Annotated in this window: 11 protein-coding genes; 2 read left to right on the forward strand and 9 right to left on the reverse strand. The window is 71.2% G+C overall.

All coding sequences use genetic code 11. From position 1 onward, the window contains the following. The first annotated feature begins 188 nt into the window (after nucleotides 1-188). Nucleotides 189-1,076, forward strand: coding sequence for a carbohydrate kinase family protein (locus ABZ454_RS04225; protein WP_359536176.1), 888 nt, complete (start codon nucleotides 189-191; stop codon nucleotides 1,074-1,076). A gap of 93 nt (nucleotides 1,077-1,169) precedes the next feature. On the opposite strand, the gene ABZ454_RS04230 is transcribed toward ABZ454_RS04225, so the two are convergent. Then, on the reverse strand, nucleotides 1,170-4,169 hold the full coding sequence (locus ABZ454_RS04230; RefSeq protein WP_359535994.1) for a carbohydrate binding domain-containing protein: 3,000 nt from the start codon (nucleotides 4,167-4,169) through the stop codon (nucleotides 1,170-1,172). Nucleotides 4,170-4,467: 298 nt separating this feature from the next. Next, complete coding sequence (locus ABZ454_RS04235) at nucleotides 4,468-5,067, reverse strand: TetR/AcrR family transcriptional regulator (protein WP_356316309.1); 600 nt, start codon at nucleotides 5,065-5,067, stop codon at nucleotides 4,468-4,470. A 366-nt stretch (nucleotides 5,068-5,433) separates the two neighbouring features. On the opposite strand from ABZ454_RS04235, the gene ABZ454_RS04240 reads away from it, so the two are divergent. After that, nucleotides 5,434-7,725 carry a glycoside hydrolase family 3 N-terminal domain-containing protein gene (locus ABZ454_RS04240; protein WP_359535995.1) on the forward strand — a complete coding sequence of 764 codons (2,292 nt, stop codon included), beginning with the start codon at nucleotides 5,434-5,436 and terminating at the stop codon, nucleotides 7,723-7,725. 142 nt (nucleotides 7,726-7,867) lie between these two features. On the opposite strand, the gene ABZ454_RS04245 is transcribed toward ABZ454_RS04240, so the two are convergent. The 7 genes from ABZ454_RS04245 to ABZ454_RS04275 form a co-directional block, all read right to left on the reverse strand. Then, nucleotides 7,868-9,517 carry an MFS transporter gene (locus ABZ454_RS04245; RefSeq protein ID WP_359535996.1) on the reverse strand — a complete coding sequence of 550 codons (1,650 nt, stop codon included), beginning with the start codon at nucleotides 9,515-9,517 and terminating at the stop codon, nucleotides 7,868-7,870. A gap of 285 nt (nucleotides 9,518-9,802) precedes the next feature. Continuing rightward, nucleotides 9,803-11,650: a sulfatase gene (locus ABZ454_RS04250; protein ID WP_359535997.1), complete on the reverse strand. Its 1,848-nt coding sequence runs from the start codon at nucleotides 11,648-11,650 to the stop codon at nucleotides 9,803-9,805. Then, complete coding sequence (locus ABZ454_RS04255; RefSeq protein WP_359536177.1) at nucleotides 11,647-12,477, reverse strand: formylglycine-generating enzyme family protein; 831 nt, start codon at nucleotides 12,475-12,477, stop codon at nucleotides 11,647-11,649. Before ABZ454_RS04255 ends, ABZ454_RS04250 begins: the two co-directional genes overlap by 4 nt. Before the next feature lie 95 nt (nucleotides 12,478-12,572). Beyond that, nucleotides 12,573-14,429 (reverse strand): ABC transporter ATP-binding protein, encoded by a 1,857-nt coding sequence (locus ABZ454_RS04260; protein ID WP_356316301.1) that lies wholly within the window; start codon nucleotides 14,427-14,429, stop codon nucleotides 12,573-12,575. Beyond that, nucleotides 14,426-15,313, reverse strand: a complete 888-nt coding sequence (locus ABZ454_RS04265; protein WP_359535998.1) for an ABC transporter permease — start codon at nucleotides 15,311-15,313, stop codon at nucleotides 14,426-14,428. Before ABZ454_RS04265 ends, ABZ454_RS04260 begins: the two co-directional genes overlap by 4 nt. Before the next feature lie 5 nt (nucleotides 15,314-15,318). After that, a complete protein-coding gene (locus ABZ454_RS04270; protein ID WP_356316297.1) occupies nucleotides 15,319-16,263 on the reverse strand; it encodes an ABC transporter permease in 945 nt (314 codons plus the stop codon). Nucleotide 16,264: 1 nt separating this feature from the next. After that, nucleotides 16,265-17,857 carry an ABC transporter substrate-binding protein gene (locus ABZ454_RS04275; RefSeq protein WP_359535999.1) on the reverse strand — a complete coding sequence of 531 codons (1,593 nt, stop codon included), beginning with the start codon at nucleotides 17,855-17,857 and terminating at the stop codon, nucleotides 16,265-16,267. Nucleotides 17,858-18,156 lie beyond the last annotated feature (299 nt).

The following is an 18,156-nucleotide window of genomic DNA, read 5'->3' on the forward strand; positions in this document are numbered from 1 at the left end:
CGGGGCCGGGGCGGAGTACGTACCCCTCCCACGCTCGCGACGCCGCGCGAAGTGACCGGCCCCGCGGCCGGAGTTCGTCGCGGCGGCGGGAGGGGCACGCCGCACCCCCGAGCGGGCCTCGGCCATACTGATCACGGCGGGAACGGAGAGGCGGAACAGTGGTCCGACAACAAACGGAATACGACGTCTTGGTGGTCGGCGGCAGCGGGGTGGACACGATCGTCCGCGTCGATGCGCTGCCGGTCCCGCTCGCCGACTCGGTCATGGTCGGCCCGATCGAGGAGTGGCCCGGTCACACCGGGGGCAACGTGGCTCTAGGCGCTCGTGCGCTGGGGCTGGACGTCGCGCTGCTCGACTGCATCGGCGACGACTGGACCGGCGCGCAGGTGCGCCAGAGGCTGGCCGAGGGCGATGTGGAGTTCCACCCGTTGATCTCTCCGGCGGGCACCCGTCGTGCGGTCAACCTGGTGGACGCGACCGGGCGGCGGATGTCGTTCTACGACGCCCGTGATCCGGAGGATCTGCGGATGCCGCGGGACTTCTACCTCCCCCGGCTACGGCGTGCCCGCCACGTCCACCTGTCGATCATGAACTTCACCCGCTTCCTCTACGACGACATCGAGGCCCTCGGCGTCCCGGTCTCCACCGATCTGCACGACTGGGACGGACTGGCCGACCACCAGCGGGAGTTCGCGCTCCGGTCCGACCTCGTGTTCTTCAGCGCGGCGGCGACCGGCGACCGGACACCCGCGCTGATGCGGGAGATCCTCGGTGAGGGCCGGGCCGGGACGGTGGTCGCGACGGCGGGCGCCCGGGGCTCCTACGTACTGACCCGCGACGGCGGCCGGGACCCGCACCACGTCCCGGCGACCGTGCCGCCGGCGCCGGTGGTGGACAGCAACGGCGCGGGCGACGCGTTCGTCACCGGGTTCCTGTACGGCAGACTCGACGGCCGGGACGCCCGGGAATCCGCCCGGCTGGGCGCGGTGGCGGGCGCCTTCGCCTGTACGGCACCGGGCTCCACGGCCATGATCGGCCGGGAGGCCCTGCTGGCGGCGGACGGCGACGGCTCGTAGCCGCGTACCACCGCTGACGCGTGCGCCCCGGCGGGCCGGGATTCCGGTCCGCCGGGGCGCTCGCGTGGCGGGACGAGTCCCGCTGGTGTCCGCCTACTTCAGGTAGGGGCCGGCCGTGCCGATCATGCCCGGGCCGTTCAGCACGTAGACGCGCATGTTGCCCTTGCCCGGTGCCGCGACGGTGAGCTTCCCGTCGGTGACGACCCGCGTGTCGCCGGTGACGGCGTCCTTGTACGTGCCGTTGGGGATCCCGGTGTACGAGGCGCCGCCGGTGACGGTGACGAGTGCGAAGCTGTCCGTCGTACCGCTGGTGTAGCGGCGCTTGTACGCCATCTGGCCGGTGATGCCCTCGGTGGAGTACTGGCCCATCTGCAGGGCGGGCACGGCCCGGCGGATCTGGTTGAGCCGCTGGACGTGCTTGACCAGGGGCTTGGCCAGCGTGTTGGCCACCTCACCGGTGGCGGAGTCGACCTTGGAGAACTCCGAGGACGTGACGTTCCCCGCGAGGTGGTCACCGTAGTAGGCCCGCCCGGTCGTGGCCAGCGGACAGGTCGGGCCGCAGTCGATCCGCTTGCCGGCCTGGAACTCGATCTCCGATCCGTAGTAGAGGGTGGGGATGCCGCGGAAGGTCCACATCAGGGCCATGTTCTCGGCCCAGGCGTCGGTGCCGCCCGTGTAGCGCTCACTGCTCTTGTTGGGGCCGTAGTCGTGGCTGTCGACGTAGACGACGTTGTACGTCGCGTCGTTCGTCGAGTCGTCGGAGTCCTTGCCGTTGTTGTAGGCGTTCGTGGCATCACCGAAGTTCATGTGCATGCGCATGTCGATGATGTTCATGCCGGAGAACTTGCTGTAGTCCGGTGCGTGGTACGCGTTGCCGTTCAGGAACGCGTTGTCCGAGGTCGGCTGCGCACCGGTGCCGAGCTGCTCCTCGTAGTTGTACATCTCCAGGGCGGCCTTGGTGTCGTCGGCGTCGTACTCCTTGCGTTCCTTCCAGGTGAAGAACTGCGCGGAGTGGTTGACCGACCCGCGGTTCCACTTGTCGTTGACGAACGCGCCGACCTCGCCGAAGACCAGGAAGTTCTTGGCGGCCTCGGCGCCGAACCGCTGGGTGACCCGCTCCTGGATCGCGGGCAGGAAGCGGCGGTTCCAGGTGGTGCGGGGGATGTGGACGGCGGTGTCGATGCGGAAGCCGTCGACGCCCATGTCGATGTACTTGTCGTACGCGCCGATCAGGTAGTTCTGGACCGGTGCGGACTCGGTGTTGAAGTCGGCCAGGTCTTCGTGCAGCCAGCACGAGCGGGAGTCCTCGCCCTCCCAGTTCCCCAGCCAGCAGTTGTGGTAGTAGACCTTGGGGAACATGCCCGAGGTCGGGTTCGGCCACTGGCAGTTGTAGATCTTGTAGCCCTCGGGCGAGGTGGCTCCGGTCGGCTTGCCCCAGTTGAGACAGGTGTTGCCCGCGGGCTCCGCCGTGGACCACAGGTCGCCGTTGTAGTACGACTTGCCGCTCTTGGGGTCGACGGTGAGTCCGTCGTACTCGAAGCCTTCGTTCTTCTCGTCGTAGTACCAGCTCCACTGGCTGTCCCGGACCCCGTAGACGGGCGGGGTGAACAGGCCCTTGGCGCCCCAGCGCGAGGAGTGGTTGTAGACGACGTCCTGGTAGATCTTGACGCCCTTGGCGTGGGCCGCGTTGATCAGGTCCTGGTACGAGGCTCCGGCGGACTCCAGGCGGGGATCGACCTTGTAGAAGTCGTAGCCGTGGTAGCCGTGGTAGTCGTAGTCGGACCGGTTCAGGACGACCGGGGTGATCCAGATGGCCGAGAAGCCGAGGCCCTTGATGTAGTCGAGCTTGTTGACCAGGCCCTTGAAGTCGCCCCGGAACATGGGGTCGTTGTTGGCGGCGTTGCCGGACTTCACGTCCTGGCTGCCGCCCCGGTTGTTGCTCGCGTCCCCGTCGTTGAAGCGGGCGGTCAGGACGAAGTAGATCGGGTCCTTGCGCGGGTCGGTGCCCAGCGGCGTGCCCTGGGCGGCCGTCGGCGGCCTCACCCCCGTGGTCGCCTTCGCGGCGGCGGAGGCGGCAGAGGTGTTGCCCGCCGCGTCGACCGCCTTGACGGTGTAGGTGTAGGCGGTGTTCTCCTCCAGGTTCGACTCGGACAGCACCGTCGAGCTCACGTCGGTGACGACGCTGCTCTTGGTGCCTCCGGTCCTGGTGACCTGGTACTTGGTCACCTTCTTGTTGTCGGTGGAGGGTTCCCAGGTGAGCACGACGGCCACCCCGTCGGCCTTGGCCGTCACCACGGTGGGCACGGTCGGCGCCTCGGTGTCCGGCGGTTCGGCGACGCACGGGTCCTTGGCGTCCTTGACGACCGCGCGGTCCTTCACCGTGCTGACGCCGGCGGGGATCGTGTAGTTGCCGCCGTTGTTGTTGTCCCAGACCCCGTTGCCGTTGTTGAACACGGCCTGCATGGAGGTGGCCGCGCCGAGCCCGACCGTCTTCTTCACCCAGCCGGTGCAGGCGGGCTCCATGCCGACGCCGGGCACCGCGGTCCAGGAGCCGCCCGCGGGCTGGTAGTGCAGGTTGGTGGTCGTCCAGCCGACCGTGGCCGTGGAGTAGTACACCGAGGCGGTGTTCGCCCCGTCGCCGGTGGGGCTCGGGCTCGGGTCCGGGCCGGTCCCCGCGCACGGGTCGCTGTGGGCCACGACCCCGTCCTTGACGGTGATGTTCCCACTGCCCAGGTCGTAGTTGTTCCCGGCGTTGTTGTCCCAGACGCCCGAGCCGTTGTTGAAGGTCGCCTGCAGCCCTTGCGCGGTCCCGAGGGGCACGGTCTTCTTGACCCAGTCGGTGCAGGCGGCCTCCATCGCCACGCCGGGCACCGCCGTCCAGGAACCGCCGTCCGGCGCGTAATGCAGGTTGTAGGCCGCCCAGTTCTTCGTCCTGGTGTAGTAGAAGACGGTCGTGGAGGTCTCGGAGGCGGCGACGGGCTTGGCGTCGAGATCAGGGGTGCCCGGCAGCGCGGTGAACAGGCCGAGCACTGCGGCCGCGGCCGTCGCCGCGGCCAGGGGGCGCCTCAGCAGCCTGTGAGGGGTGCGTTTCATCGGTGTCTCCAGGGAAGGGCCACGGCGACTGCGGTGCCGTGGCGTCCAGGACGCAGGGTCGGGGATCTGCGCCGTCCCGCCGGAAACCCTGACGCGCCTCAAGGCCCTGACGATGGGGGTGCGTTCCGGCTGAAAGTTCAGCCGGAATGTTGCTGCAATCTCTTGCAGCAGGGAAGTTACCGGCACATGACAAGGCCGTAAAGAGGTCCGGCGCCATCCAGCGCCCCTCTTCTCAAGTGGACTCCCCGACTCCGGACATGACGGCCTTGCCCGGGACGCCCCGGCCGGCCGCCGCCGCTCAGAGCCGTACGGTCAACTGCGCCTGCACGTGGGCGCGCAGAACGCCCGCCATGTCCGTGGCGCAGCCGCTGAGCAGCCACTGCGTCTGGAGTCCGTCCATGAGCGCGATCAGCTGCTGCGCCGCCTCGCCGGGAGCGATCCCGTCCCGGAGGTCCCCCGCGTCGCGGGCCTCCGCGTAGGAGACGGCGGTGGTCGCGACCGAGTCGCGGTACCGCTCGACGAAGTAGGCGTGAGCCGGGTGGTCGACGGAGGTGGCCTCGGCGGCGAGCACGGAGAACAGCTCGACGATTCCCCGCCGTTCGGCGTTCAGCGCGGCCAGGTCGACCAGCCGGCGCAGGCGGTCCACGCCCGTGGGGCCGCCGACGGAGAGCCACTGGCCGTCCACCTCGTCGCGGTGTTCGAGGACCGCGAGCAGCAGCGACTCCTTGGTGGGGAAGTGATGCAGCAGCCCAGGGTGGGAGATGCCGCAGCGGGTCGCGATCACACGCAGCGAGGCGCCCCGGTAGCCGGCCTCGCCGAACAGGGCCATGGCCTGGTCCAGGATCTCCCCGCGCTTGGCGCGGCCCTTCGCGTAGCCACGACGTGCCTGACCCGTCACTCGCCACACTCCCCGCTCATGTCGGACGGCACCTCTGCGTACAGTCGCACATCTACATACTTACCACCCGGTCGGTATTCAGCGTACGGTGGTCCTCAGCGGCCGGGCAGAGCCTCGCCGTGCCATCCCGTGAGCGCCACGCTGCGCCGACAGCAGGAGACCGCAGACGATGAACGCAGCCACCGGCCGGCCCGGCGCCCACAGCCGGCCGCCGCGCGTGCGCCCGCGGCCTGCCCGTCCCCCGCAACCGCCGGAACGCGGTCACGACACGTCGGAGGTGAGGGACGGCCGCGCGTGCGCCGCCGCTCCTCACCGTCCAGGTATCCGCCCGGTGAGAACGTCACCGACGTTGTGAAAGGAACTCCCGTGGGCTCCTGCCTGCCCTATCTCGACCCCGCACTGTCCGTCCCCGAGCGCGTCGCCGACCTGGTCGGCCGGATGACGCTGCCGGAGAAGGTCGGCCAGATGCTTCAACTGAACGCGAAGGACGGGGTACGGCACCTCATCGAGGAGATGCACGCGGGGTCGATCCTCCACGCCTCCCCGGACCGGGTCCTGGAGGCGGCCGCGCTCACCGAGCGGACCCGGCTCCGGATTCCGCTGCTCGTCGCGGAGGACTGCATCCACGGTCATTCGTTCTGGGAGGGCGCCACGATCTATCCCACCCAGCTCGGCATGGCGGCGACCTGGGACCCGGAGCTCGTGGAGCGCGTCGCCCGGGCGACGGCCGTCGAGGTGGCCGCGACCGGGGTCCACTGGACGTTCTCCCCGGTCCTGTGCATCACCCGGGACCTGCGCTGGGGCCGGGTGAGCGAGACGTTCGGTGAGGACCCCTTCCTCATCGGCGAGCTCGCCTCGGCCATGGTGCGCGGCTACCAGGGCGACGGGCTGGACGATCCGACCGCGGTCCTCGCGTGCGCAAAGCACTTCGCGGGATACTCCGAGACCCAGGGCGGCCGGGACGCCAGCGAGGCCGACCTCTCCCGGCGCAAGCTGCGCTCGTGGTTCCTGCCGCCCTTCGAGCGGGTCGCCCGTGAGGGCTGCCGGACGTTCATGCTCGGCTACCAGTCCATGGACGGGGTGCCGGTCACGGTCAACGACTGGCTGCTGAACGAGGTGCTGCGCGGCGAGTGGGGCTACACCGGAACGCTGGTGACCGACTGGGACAACGTCGGGCGCATGGTGTGGGAGCAGCACGTGTACGCCGACCACACGCAGGCGGCCGCCGCCGCCGTCCGGGCGGGCAACGACATGGTGATGACGACGCCGGCGTTCTTCGGCGGGGCGCAGGAGGCGGTCGCCGCCGGCACGCTCGACGAGGCGGAGATCGACGCGGCGGTCCGGCGCATCCTGACCCTCAAGTTCGAGCTGGGCCTGTTCGAGAACCCGCGCCACCCCGACCGCGACCGCCAGGCCGCCGTCATCGGCAGCGCGGACCACGCCGGGCTGAACCTGGAGGTGGCCCGCCGCTCGCTGGTGCTCCTGACCAACGACGGCACACTGCCGCTGGCCGGCGGGTTCGAGGCCGGTCCCGACGGGCGCGCGGTCGCGGGCGCGGGCTCCGCGCCGCGCACGGTCGCCGTCATCGGCCCCAACGCCGACGACGCGCAGACCCAGCTCGGCGACTGGGCGGGCTCGTCCGGCCAGGCGGACTGGCTGCCGGACGGGCATCCGCGGGCCATGATCCGTACCGTGCTGGACGGCTTCCGCGAGCACGTGCCGGACGGCTGGAGCGTCACGCACGCCCGGGGCGCCGACATCCTGACCGTGGGCCCGGACCCGGAGGGCGCCTTCTTCCCCGACGGGCAGCCGCGTCCGGAGATCGTCGTCCCGGCGGAGCCGAACGAGGCCCTGATCACCGAGGCGGTCGCCGCGGCGGAGGCGGCCGACTACGTCGTCGCGGTCGTGGGTGACCGCATCGAGCTCGTCGGTGAGGGCCGCTCCACGGCCACCCTGGAGCTGGTCGGCGGCCAGGTCGCGCTCCTCGACGCGCTGGCCGCGACGGGCAAGCCTCTCGTCGTGGTCGTCATCAGCTCCAAGCCGCTCGTGCTGCCGCCGTCCGCCCACCGCGCCGCGGCGATCGTGCACGCCTTCAACCCGGGGATGCGCGGCGGCCGGGCCGTCGCCGAACTCGCGCTCGGTCTCGTCGAGCCGTCCGGGCGGCTGCCCGTCTCCTTCGCACGCCATGCGGGGCAGCAGCCGACGTACTACAACCAGGTGCGCGGCCAGCACGGCACCCGCTACGCCGACCTGACGCAGCGTCCGGCATTCGTCTTCGGCGAGGGCCTCAGCTACACGACGGTCGCGTACGCGGACCTGGAGGTGCTCACCGACGTCCTCGGCCCGGGTGACACGCTGCGGGCGCGCGTTGTCGTCCGCAACACGGGTCAGCGCTCCGCGCTGGAGACCGTGCAGGCGTACGTCAGCGACACGGTGACCTCCGTGACCTGGGCGGAGAAGGAGCTCAAGGCCTACCGTCAGGTGGCGCTCGCCCCCGGCGAGTCGCGGGAGGTCGTCATCGAACTGCCCGTCGCCGACTGCAGCCTGGTGGACGCCGCGGGCCGGCGGATCGTCGAGCCGGGTGCGTTCGAACTCCTCGTAGGTCCGTCGTCGCGCGACGACGTCCTCCTGCGGGCGGGGTTCACGGTCAAGGGCTGAGGGCCCCGCGTGCGGGTGACGGGGGCGAGGGGCCCGTCACCCGCCGGGGTCACCCACCGCGGTTCGCCACCCCCGAGGGCGGACTCGGCGGCGCCGCCGCGCGGCGGACTGCCGCGCCGTCGGGAGCAGGCGATCCACGGAGTCATGGCCCGGGGCCGGGGCCCTTGCCACCGCCCGGGCCCGGGGGCTGCTCGTCGGAGCCCCGCGCGCCGGGGGCCGTCGCCCCTTCCGCCGGCTCGTCGGCCGCCGCGCCCGGCATCGCCCCGTCTCCCCGCAGGCGTTCCAGGTCCGAGGGCCGCACCTGGATGACGACCAGGGCGATCAGCGCGGCGACGACGGCGAAGGCGGCTGCGGCGACGAACGCGGTGGAGACACCCGATGCCAGGACCTGGTCACCCCACCCTCCCGGCAGCTGGCCGGTCCTGCGGAACTCCGCCAGCTGCGCCGGCGTCGCGTCCGCCAGGAATTTCGGCACCTGATCGGTGGCCTCGTTACGGCTGGCCGTACCGAAGACCGTGACAAGAATGGACAGACCCAGCGACCCGCCCACCTGCTGCGTGGTGTTGAGGATGCCGGACGCCGCACCGGCCTCCTTCGACTCGACCCCCGAAACGGCCATCAGCGTCAGCGACACGAACTGCAGGCCCATGCCGAGGCCGAACACCAGCACCGGGCCCAGGAGACTGCCCAGGTACGTGCTGTGGACGTCGGTCTGCGTCAGCCAGCCGAGGCCCACGGCGGCCAGCAGGGAGCCCGTCACCATGAAGGGTTTCGGGCCCCACCTGGGGAGCAGCCGGGAGGTGATCCCGGCGCCGATCGCGATGATGACGCTGACCGGGAGGAAGGCGAGGCCGGTTCTCAGCGGGCTGAAGTTCAGGATGTTCTGCACGAACAGGGTCAGGAAGAAGAACATGCCGAACATCGCCGCGGCGAGGCTCAGCATCATTCCGTACGTGCCGGCGCGGTTGCGGTCGCGGAACATCCACAGCGGCGTGATGGGCTGCCTGGACCGGCTCTCGATCGCGATGAACAGGCCGAGCAGCACCACGGCCACGGCGAAGGCCACCAGGGTGAGGGTGTCGCTCCAGCCTTCTTCGGAGGCGCGGATGAATCCGTAGACGAGGCACACCATGCCGAGCGTCGCCGTCAGTGCGCCGACGACGTCGAAGTGGCCGGGGTGGCGCGCGGACTCGCGGATGTAGCGGCGCGTGGCGAGCACGATCAGCAGCCCGATGGGGACGTTGACGAAGAAGATCCACCGCCAGTCGAGCCATTCCACCAGCACTCCGCCCGCCAGGAGCCCAATGGCGCTGCCTCCGGCCGAGACGGCCGCGAACACGCCGAACGCCCTGTTGCGTTCCGGTCCTTCGCGGAAGGTCGTGGTGATGAGCGAGAGCGCGGTCGGCGACGCGATCGCGCCTCCGACGCCCTGGAGGGAGCGCGCGGCGAGCAGTTGCCACGCCTCCTGGGAGAGACCGCCGAGCAGGGAGGCGAAGACGAAGAGGGCGACGCCGAACATGAAGACTCTGCGCCGCCCGAGGATGTCCCCGAGGCGCCCGCCCAGCAGGAGCAGCCCTCCGAACGTCAGGGTGTAGGCGTTGATGACCCAGGAGAGGTTCTCGGTCGAGAAGCCCAGCGAGCTCTGGATGTGCGGGAGGGCGATGTTCACGATGGTGATGTCGAGGACCACCATCAACTGGCACGAGCAGATGACGAGAAGGGCGATCCCGCTGCCTCGTCCCTTCCTCGGGGAGTCGGCAGCCTGTCGGGATGTCGCGTGGGAGCCCGTCATGGGTTTGCTTGCCACTCAAGCCGTCAGCGGAAATCAGGCCATCGGCGAACGCGGTCGTCCGCTCCCACGACGTTAACCCTGCCCGTCGGCTGCCGCCATTCGGGCGACAGGGCCGACGGACGGGCATGCACGAGTCGCCTGCACGGTTGGTCTGACAACGATGTCGTGTGCTGGGGCACTATCGGTGACGTCGCCCGGGCGACGAGGTGGGGCGGGACCGGTCCTGCGACGCCGTCGGCGCGGCAGGCCGCCGGGGCAACGGATACCGCCTCGGTCGCCGTGGGCTCACTCGAGCGCCGCCGGCGCCTGGGACGTCGCTGTCACCGCCTCCGGGGAGTCGGGCGTCGGGGCGGGCGGGAAGAGACGGGCCAGTTCGTCGGCCAGGACGGTGAGCTGGGCGCGCCCGGGGTGTCCGGCGAAGGCCGCGATCTGGAGGAGGGTCCCGGCGCCGCGGACGGTCAGCAGTTCGGTGTCGAGCAGTCCGGGGACGATCCGGCGGATCGCCTCGGTGGCGGCGGGCTCGGCCAGGAGCCGGGCCAGCGGGGTACGGAGGTTCAGCGCGCCCTCGGCGAACTCGTCGGAACGGGCGGCGGGTTCACGGGCCGCCTCGGCACGCTCGCGCTGGGCGGCGACGAGGAGATGGGCCTCGCCGACCTCGTCCGGATCGTACGGGAGACCGAGCCGGGTGTACTGGTCGGCGGGTGCCTCGCTCGCCCTCAGCCGCTCCACCAGAAGCCGGATCATGCGCAGTTCGACGCGGTCGTCGACGAGCGGCTTCTCCTGGTGCGGGTCGGTGTCGAGGTCGAACAGGAGGGTGCCGAAGCGCTGCGGCCCGAGCAGCGGGGAGGGGCTGGCCGCGATCCTGAGGGTGCGTACGCCCTTGGTGAAGCCGAACGGTTCGGCCAGGGTCAGGTCCGACAGTTCTCCGGGGGTGAACCGGCCACGGATCCGGGTCGGCATCAAGGTGTGTTCGAACAAGGGCTGGTTGCTGTCGTCGTGGCACGCCCGCATGTAGACGTACCGGCCGTCGGTGACGTTCACATGGCCGCCGAACATGCCGAACAGAGCCGAGTCACGTGGCTGTCGGGCGTCCGGCGTCTCGCGCAGCGGGCGGCCCTGCATGTCGGGGGTGCGTGCGGCGCCGAACAGGTCGAGGAGGGTCGGGGCGAGGTCGATGGTCTGCACGAGCGAGGCATCGCGGCTGCCGGCCCGTTCCGGGCTGCGCGGGTCGTGGACGAAGAGCGGGGTGTGGACGAGTTCGTTGTACCAGGGGGTGACGACCTTCGCCCACCAGCCCTTCTCCCCCAGCAGATAGCCGTGGTCGGTGCAGACGATGAGCATGGTGTCGTCCCACAGACCGTGCTCGTCCATCGCGTCGAGGACCCGGCCGAGCGAGTGGTCGCACATCGAGAGCAGCGCCGCGTACTCGTAACGGGCGTGGTTCTCCTGGCTCTTCGTCTCGGTGACCCGGTTGTAGTCGGGCCAGTCGAAGTGCGGCCCGTCGTAGTCGTGCGGATAGAGGTCCTTGTAGTGGTCCTGGGTGAAGAAGGGTTCGTGCGGGTCGAAGGTCTCGATCTGCACGAACCAGTCGTCCTCGGTGTGGTTGGTCCGCAGGAACGCGAGACCGGCGTCGAAGGTGAGGGTCTGTGGCTGCTTCGCCTCGGTGTCCAGGTACTGCCGGTTGACCCAGTCCTGGCGCCACAGGTCGTTGCGGGTGGTGCGCAGGTCCTCGGGGATCGTGGGCTCCGCGACCTGCCCCTTCCAGGCGTCGCCCTCCTGGCCCCGGAAGAACTCCCACGAGTTGTAGCGGCCGTGGTACGTGGCCCCGCCGTCTTCCCAGTAGTGCTGGTGGTCGCTGACGAGGTGGGTGTAGACGCCGTGCCGCTTCAGGAGTTCGGGCATCGAGTCGTCGAAGGGCTCCAGCGGTCCCCAGCCACGGTGGAGGAAGTTGTGGCGCCCGGTGTGCAGTTCGCGCCGGGCCGGCATGCACGGCATGGAGCCCGCGTAGCACGTGTCGTAGGTGACCGTGCGGTCGGCGAGACGGCGGAAGTTCGGGGCGTGGATCCAGTCGGCGCCGTAGGGCGGCAGCAGATGCCGGTTGAGGCTGTCGAACATCACCATGACGGCCTTCATCGGGTGGTGGATCCTTCCGCGGCGGGGACGGGTGTGAGATCGCGGGCGCAGCGGAAGCCGCCGTGGCCGGTCGAGGAGTCGGGGGTGTTGTGGGAGCGGGCGGCGACGCGGTAGCGGTTGCAGTACGAGGCGTGGCACAGGTAGGAGCCGCCGCGGATGACGCGCTCGCCGGGCCCGAAGGCGTCGGCACACCACTCCCAGACGTTGCCCGAGGTGTTGTGGAGGCCGTATCCGTTGGGCTCGTACGCGGTGACGGGCACGGTGCCCGTCCGGCCGCCCGGCCGGTCCGAGCGGTGCGGGAACGGTCCGCGCCAGATGTTGCACCTCTCGCGTCCGCCGGGGGCGAGTTCGTCGCCCCACGGGTAGCGGAGGCCGTCGTGGCCGCCGCGGGCGGCGTACTCCCATTCGGCCTCGGTGGGCAGCCGCAGGCCGGCCCAGTCGCAGTAGGCGAGCGCGTCGTCGTGGGAGACGTGGACGACGGGGTGGTCCGCCCGGTCGGTGACATGGGAGCCGGGTCCTTCGGGCGCCTGCCAGTACGCTCCTTCGACGCCCAGCCACCAGGGGGCGCCCGGCACCCGGCCGATGACGTGGTGCCCGGCGGCCGGGTGGACGAGCAGGTGGAACACGTAGGAGCTGCCGTGCCTCTCGGCGTCGGTGCGGTAGCCGGTGGCGTCGGCGAAGGCGGCCCAGTCGGCGTTGCTGACGGCGGTGGTGTCGATGGCGAACGGGGCCACGGCCACGTCACGCACCGGCCCCTCACGGTCGGCGAGGTAGCCCTCTCCGAAGCCGTCGCCCATCCGGAAGACGCCGCCGGGCAGTTCGGCCATCGCCCGGCACCCGGCCGCCGGTGGCGGGGCGGCCCGGCGTACCGCGGGCAGCGGGAGCACGTCCGTGCAGGGGCGGCCCGGGGCGCAGCAGGTGGTCACGCGGGTACTCCCGTCCTCTGCGTACGGACGGCGGGGGCGGCACGGGGTACGGGTTCGGGCGCCGCCGCCAGCAGGGCGCGGGTGTACGGGTCGCGAGGGTGCTCGCAGACCTCGTCCGCGCTGCCGGTCTCCACGATCCGGCCCTGGTGCATGACCGCGATGCGATGGCTGACCTGGCGGACGACCGCCAGGTCGTGGGCGATGAAGACCAGGGCGAGGCCGAGGTCGCGCTGGAGGTCGGTGAGCAGGCCGACGATCTGCGCCTGGACGGACACGTCGAGCGCGGAGACGGGTTCGTCGCAGATGAGGACGGAGGGATCGGGGGCGAGCGCCCGCGCGATGCCGACGCGCTGGCGCTGGCCGCCGGAGAAGGAGCGCGGATGCCGGTCGGCCACGGCCGGATCCAGACCGGCCAGGTTCAGCAGTTCCGCCACCCGCTCCCTGCGCCGGCCCCGGTCGCCCAGGCCGAAGGCGATCAGGGGTTCGGCGACGATCTCGCCGACCGTCATGCGGGGGTTGAGTGAGGCGTACGGGTCCTGGAACACCATCTGGACCTGGCGGCGCACCGTGTGCAGGGCCCGCCTGGTGGGTCGGGTGACGTCCTCGCCGCGCAGCCGGATGCTGCCGCCGTCGCAGGGGTGGGCGTGGGCCAGCACCCGGGCCAGGGTGGACTTTCCGGAGCCGGACTCGCCGACGATGCCGAGGGTCTCCCCTGCCGCCAGGGTCAGCGACACGCCGTCGAGCGCGGGGACCGCGTGGCGTCGGGCACCGCGTCCCCGGTACGTCTTGCGCAGCGCCTCGGCCTCCAGGACGACGGCGCCGGGGGCGGGGCGGTCGATGCGGGAGGGCGGGGCGGGGGCGGGCAGGGGCTCGGTGCGCGCGGCGGCGGGCAGGCAGGCCACGTGCACGCCGTCCGCGGTCCGGGTGAGCGGGGGTGTCGCGGTGCGGCAGCGGCTCTCGACGAGCGTGCAGCGGTCGGCGAAGGCGCAGCCGTCGCCGAGCAGGGTGAGGTCGGGCGGGCTGCCGGGGATGCCGGTGAGCCGGGTGCCCGACGGGGTGGACAGGCGGGGAACGGCGGCGAGGAGCCCGGCGGTGTACGGGTGGCGGGGCCGGGTGAGCACCTCGGCGGTGGGTCCGTCCTCGACGACCGTTCCGCCGTACATGACGAGGACGCGTGCGCAGGCGCGGGCGACGACGCCCATGTTGTGGGTGATGAGGACCAGGGCGGTTCCGGTCTCCCGGTTGAGGTCGGCGAGCAGGGTGAGGATCTGGTCCTGGACGGTGGCGTCGAGCGCGGTCGTCGGTTCGTCGGCGAGGAGGATGTCGGGTTCACCGGCGAGGGCCATGGCGATGAGGATGCGCTGACGCTGGCCGCCGGAGAACTGGTGCGGGTGGTCATCGGCGCGCCGGTGCGGTTCAGGGATGCCGACCCGGTCCAGGAGTTCGACGGCGCGGGTCCTGCGGGCGGCCTTGTCCCGGTCGCCGTGCGCGCGCAGCACCTCTTCGATGTGGCGGCCGGCCGTCAGGACGGGGTTCAGCGCCGTCATCGGGTCCTGGAAGATCATGCCGATGCGGGCGCCGCGCACCGCGCGCAGCTCCTCCTCGCCGGCGGCGGCCAGGTCCTGGCCGTCCAGGCGGACCGTACCGGTGGTGATACGGCCGGTGCCCGGCAGCATCCGGGTCAGGGCGAGAGCGGTGGTGGACTTCCCGGAACCCGACTCGCCGACGACCGCGAGCGTCTCGCCCCGGTTCAGGGTGAACGAGACTCCGCGTACGGCTCGGAGTGCCGAGCCGTCGGGGGTGGTGAACTCGACGCCGAGGTCGCGGACCTGCAGCAGTTCCTGGGCGGTCATCGGCGTATCTCCCGGTTGAGCGCCTCGGCGATGAGCGAGAGTCCGAGGACGAGCGCGGTCACGGTGATCAGGGGCCCCGCGGCGAAGTTCGGGGCCTGGGCGAGATAGGGCATGGACTGGCTCAGTACGGCTCCGAGGGTGGGTTCCGGCGGCCGTACGCCGACGCCGAGGAAGCTCATCGCGCCCTCGATGAACACGGCGACGGTCAGGGAGACGGCGATCTGGACGATGAGCGGATCGACGGCGTTGGGCAGGATGTGCCGGACCAGGACCCGGCGGCCGGAACTGCCGCCGACCCGGGCGGCGGTGACGTACTCCCGCTCACGCTGGACCAGGATGCCGCCGCGCAGCAGCCGGCCGAACGCCGGGATTTCCGCGAGTGCGATGACGAGGACGACGGGAGTGCGGCCGGGGCCCAGGATCGCGGTGATCGCGAGCGCGAGGATCAGGCCCGGGAACGCGAGAAGGAGGTCGAAGACCCGTTGGACGACGGTGTCGGCCACCGGGTGCGCGGCAGCGACGAGGGCGAACAGGCAGCCGAGGGCCGCGCCGAGGGGTACGGCGAGCGAGATGATGCCGAGGTCGGTCCGGATGCCGTACAGAACGCGGCTGAGCAGGTCCCGGCCCAGGTCGTCGGTGCCCAGCGGATGCCCCGGCGTGCCGAGGGCGGCGAGGCTCTGGCCGCTCTGCTCGGTGGGCCCGTGGCCGGCCAGGAGCGGTGCGAGCAGCCCGGCGAGGATCACCGCGCCGACGAGGACGAGGCCCGTGCGGGCGCGCACGGTGGACAGTGCTCTGCGGTAGGGGTGGCGGCTGCGGTGCGTGCCGCGCCCCTTGGCGGCGGCCGGGGGCGGTCCGGCGGTGAGGAGATCGGTTGTCGAGGTCATGGGCGTTACTCCCACCTGATCCGGGGGTCGAGCCAGGCGTACACGAGGTCCGTGAGCAGCTGGACGAGGACGAAGACGGCGACCAGGAGCAGCAGGAGGTCCTGGACGACCGGGTAGTCCCGGCGTTGGAGGCCCTGTTCGGCGAGCTGTCCGAGGCCCGGCCAGGCGAAGATCGCCTCGACGAGCACGGCTCCGCCGAGCAGGTGCCCCACCTGCATGCCCAGCAGGGTGACGACGGGCGGGAGGGCGTTCGGCAGGGCGTGGCGCCACAGGAGCCGGCGCGGTGTCACCCCGGCGGCGGTCGCGGTGCGGATGTAGTCCTCGGCGAGTCCTCGTTCGATGCCGTCCTTGAGGTAGCGGCCGAGGACGGCGGCGCTGGGCAGGGCCAGGCAGAGTGCGGGCAGCAGCAGGTACTGCGCGGCGAGGTCGGGCGCGGCGAGGAAGGCGACCCGGCCGCCCGGGGGCAGCACGCCGAGGATGACGGCGAACAGCAGCACAAGCAGGACCCCGCTGACGAAGGGCGGCACGGCCAGGGCGGCCGTCGTCGTCACCCGGACCACGGTGCGGATCCAGCGGCTCGGGGAAGTGGCCCCGAGCACACCGAAGGCCGTACCGAGGAGGACGACGAACAGCAGGGCCGCCACGGTGAGTTCGGTGGTGGCGCCGAGCCCGTCCCCGATGAGGTCGGCGGTCTGTCCGCCGATCGCGTACGAGGGTCCGAGGTCGCCCGTCAGCAGGGACCCGGTCCAGTGGGCGTACTGGGAGAGCAGGGGTGCGTCGAGGCCGAGCCGGTCCCGGATCGCGGCGACGGTCGCCGCGTCCGCGTCGGGGCCTGCGAGGGTGGTGGCGGGGTCGCCGGGGACGAGGCGCAGGATGGTGAAGATCAGGAAGGAGGCGGCAAGCAGGACGAGGAGGGCCGACGGCAGCCGGCGGATCAGATAGCCGCGCATGTCACACCAGGTAGGCGTTGTCGAGGTTGAGGTAGGAGAACTTGTTCAGGGTGACGCCGCGCAGCCGGTCGGCGGCGACCTGCACCTGTCCCCGCACGACGAGGTCGATGAGGAACGCCTCGTCGAGCAGGAGGGAGGAGATCTTCTCGTGCTGGGCGTTGACCGCCGCCGCGCTCGTCTCGCGCTGGGTCCAGGCCTCGCGCACGACCTCGGTGTACTCGGCCGAGCGGTACTTGGAGGTGTTCGTCGCCTCGTTGAACGGATAGGCGCTCACGGCGAGGGTGGAGGGCTGGACCTGGGCGAAGCCGTGCCCCATGGTCCACAGCGCCGGCATGTCCTGGGAGATCAGCTTCTTCTGCCCGGTCGCCGGGTCGGTGGGCTGGAGTGTGACGCGGACGCCGACCTGCTCGAGGTCGTACTGCAGGGATTCGGCGATCGCCGTCTCGCTGGGCAACGCAAGGTGCAGGAGCGGTAGTTCGAGCTTGCTGTGCCCGGCGGACCTCAGCAGCTCCCGGGCCTTCGCCGGGTTGTGGGTGTAGTGGGTGCGGTGCGCCTCGGTGAAGGCGGGTGAGGACTTGGGCCAGGGGGCGGCGGAGGCGAGGCCGTAGCCGCCGAGTGTCTGGGCGAGCAGTCGGTCGCGGTCGACGGCCCAGGCGAGCGCCTGGCGTACGGTCTTGTCGTCCAGCGGGGCGACGGTGGTGTTGACCCCGAGGTAGACGGCGCCTCCGCCCGTGTCGTAGTCGCTGATGGTGAGGTGCGGATCGCTTTTGACGACACCGAGGCTCTTGCCGGGCACGTTGAACGAGAGCTGGGACTGGCCGGAGCGCAGTGACGAGATCAGCGCGTCGGCCTGGGGTATGACGCGCAGTTCGACACCGTCGAGGTAGGGGCGGCCCGGCTGCCAGTACGCGTCGTTCCTGGCGAGGCTCAGGCCGGCGCCGGGGCTCCACTTCGTCAGCTTGAACGGGCCGGTGCCGATGAGCCTCTTCCCGACGACGGCGTCCTCGACCGTCTCCGAATCGGCGATGATCATGAACTCGAACAGGTCGAAGAGGTTGTTCACCGGATGCGCCAGTTTCAGCACCAGTTCGTGGTCGCCGCGCTTCTCGAATCCGGTGACCGTGGCGGCCGTGGCGCGCAACTGGGCCGCGCGCACCGGGTTCTGAAGGTTCTTCACGGCGAAGATCACATCGTCCGCGGTGAACGCGCGGCCGCTGTGGAAGCTCACGTCGTCGCGCAGCCGCAGCGTGATGCTGCGTCCGTCCTCGGCGTACGTCCAGGAGCGGGCGAGCTCCGGCTTCGGCCTGAGCCGGTCGTCGTAGCGGGTCAGGGTGTTGTAGATCAGCCGGTGCTGGAGGGACTGCCCGCTCTGGGAGAACAGGAGGGCGGGCGTGAAGTCGCTGTTGACCGCGACGTTGAGGACACCTCCGCGCTGGGGCGCGGCGCTCGCGCCCTGCGGAGCGGACGAGGCGTCCGACACCGCCGAGCGGCAGCCCGCCAGGCCCAGTCCGAGAAGCAGGGTGCCGCCTCCCGCGGCGCGCAGTGTCGAGCGCCGGGAGGGTCCGGAGGGCGTGTGGGAGTACAGCTCGGTCATCGAAGCCTGCCTGTGACGGTGAGGGACGGTGAAGGAAGGGAGCGGCCGGATGCGCCGACGCATTCGTTCCGCTGCGGGAGAAATAGGGAGCCGAGGTTGGCCGGCCCGGGGAAGGCACGGTTCGAGGGCGCTCAGGACGTACGGAATCAGTACCGGCGGTGCGTGAGGAAGTTGATCCGAGCCGGAACGCGCCGGGCGCGGCGCATCAGGTGGTGACGCGGCGCGGGGCTATATGAAATCGGCTCCGGCCGGGACGTCGTCGCACCGGTGAGGTGTCAGCGAGGCGTCGCGGACACCCG

This window comes from Streptomyces sp. NPDC005803, from assembly GCF_040630435.1.
Lineage (GTDB): Bacteria > Actinomycetota > Actinomycetes > Streptomycetales > Streptomycetaceae > Streptomyces.

Bases quoted from the DNA above. Each gene is read 5' to 3' on its own strand.
- ABZ454_RS04265 (WP_359535998.1), bottom strand. From the start codon at position 15,313: ATGACCTCGACAACCGATCTCCTCACCGCCGGACCGCCCCCGGCCGCC.
- ABZ454_RS04270 (WP_356316297.1), bottom strand. From the start codon at position 16,263: ATGCGCGGCTATCTGATCCGCCGGCTGCCGTCGGCCCTCCTCGTCCTG.
- ABZ454_RS04230 (WP_359535994.1), bottom strand. From the start codon at position 4,169: ATGAAACGCACCCCTCACAGGCTGCTGAGGCGCCCCCTGGCCGCGGCG.
- ABZ454_RS04250 (WP_359535997.1), bottom strand. From the start codon at position 11,650: ATGAAGGCCGTCATGGTGATGTTCGACAGCCTCAACCGGCATCTGCTG.
- ABZ454_RS04275 (WP_359535999.1), bottom strand. From the start codon at position 17,857: ATGACCGAGCTGTACTCCCACACGCCCTCCGGACCCTCCCGGCGCTCG.
- ABZ454_RS04260 (WP_356316301.1), bottom strand. From the start codon at position 14,429: ATGACCGCCCAGGAACTGCTGCAGGTCCGCGACCTCGGCGTCGAGTTC.
- ABZ454_RS04245 (WP_359535996.1), bottom strand. From the start codon at position 9,517: ATGACGGGCTCCCACGCGACATCCCGACAGGCTGCCGACTCCCCGAGG.
- ABZ454_RS04255 (WP_359536177.1), bottom strand. From the start codon at position 12,477: ATGGCCGAACTGCCCGGCGGCGTCTTCCGGATGGGCGACGGCTTCGGA.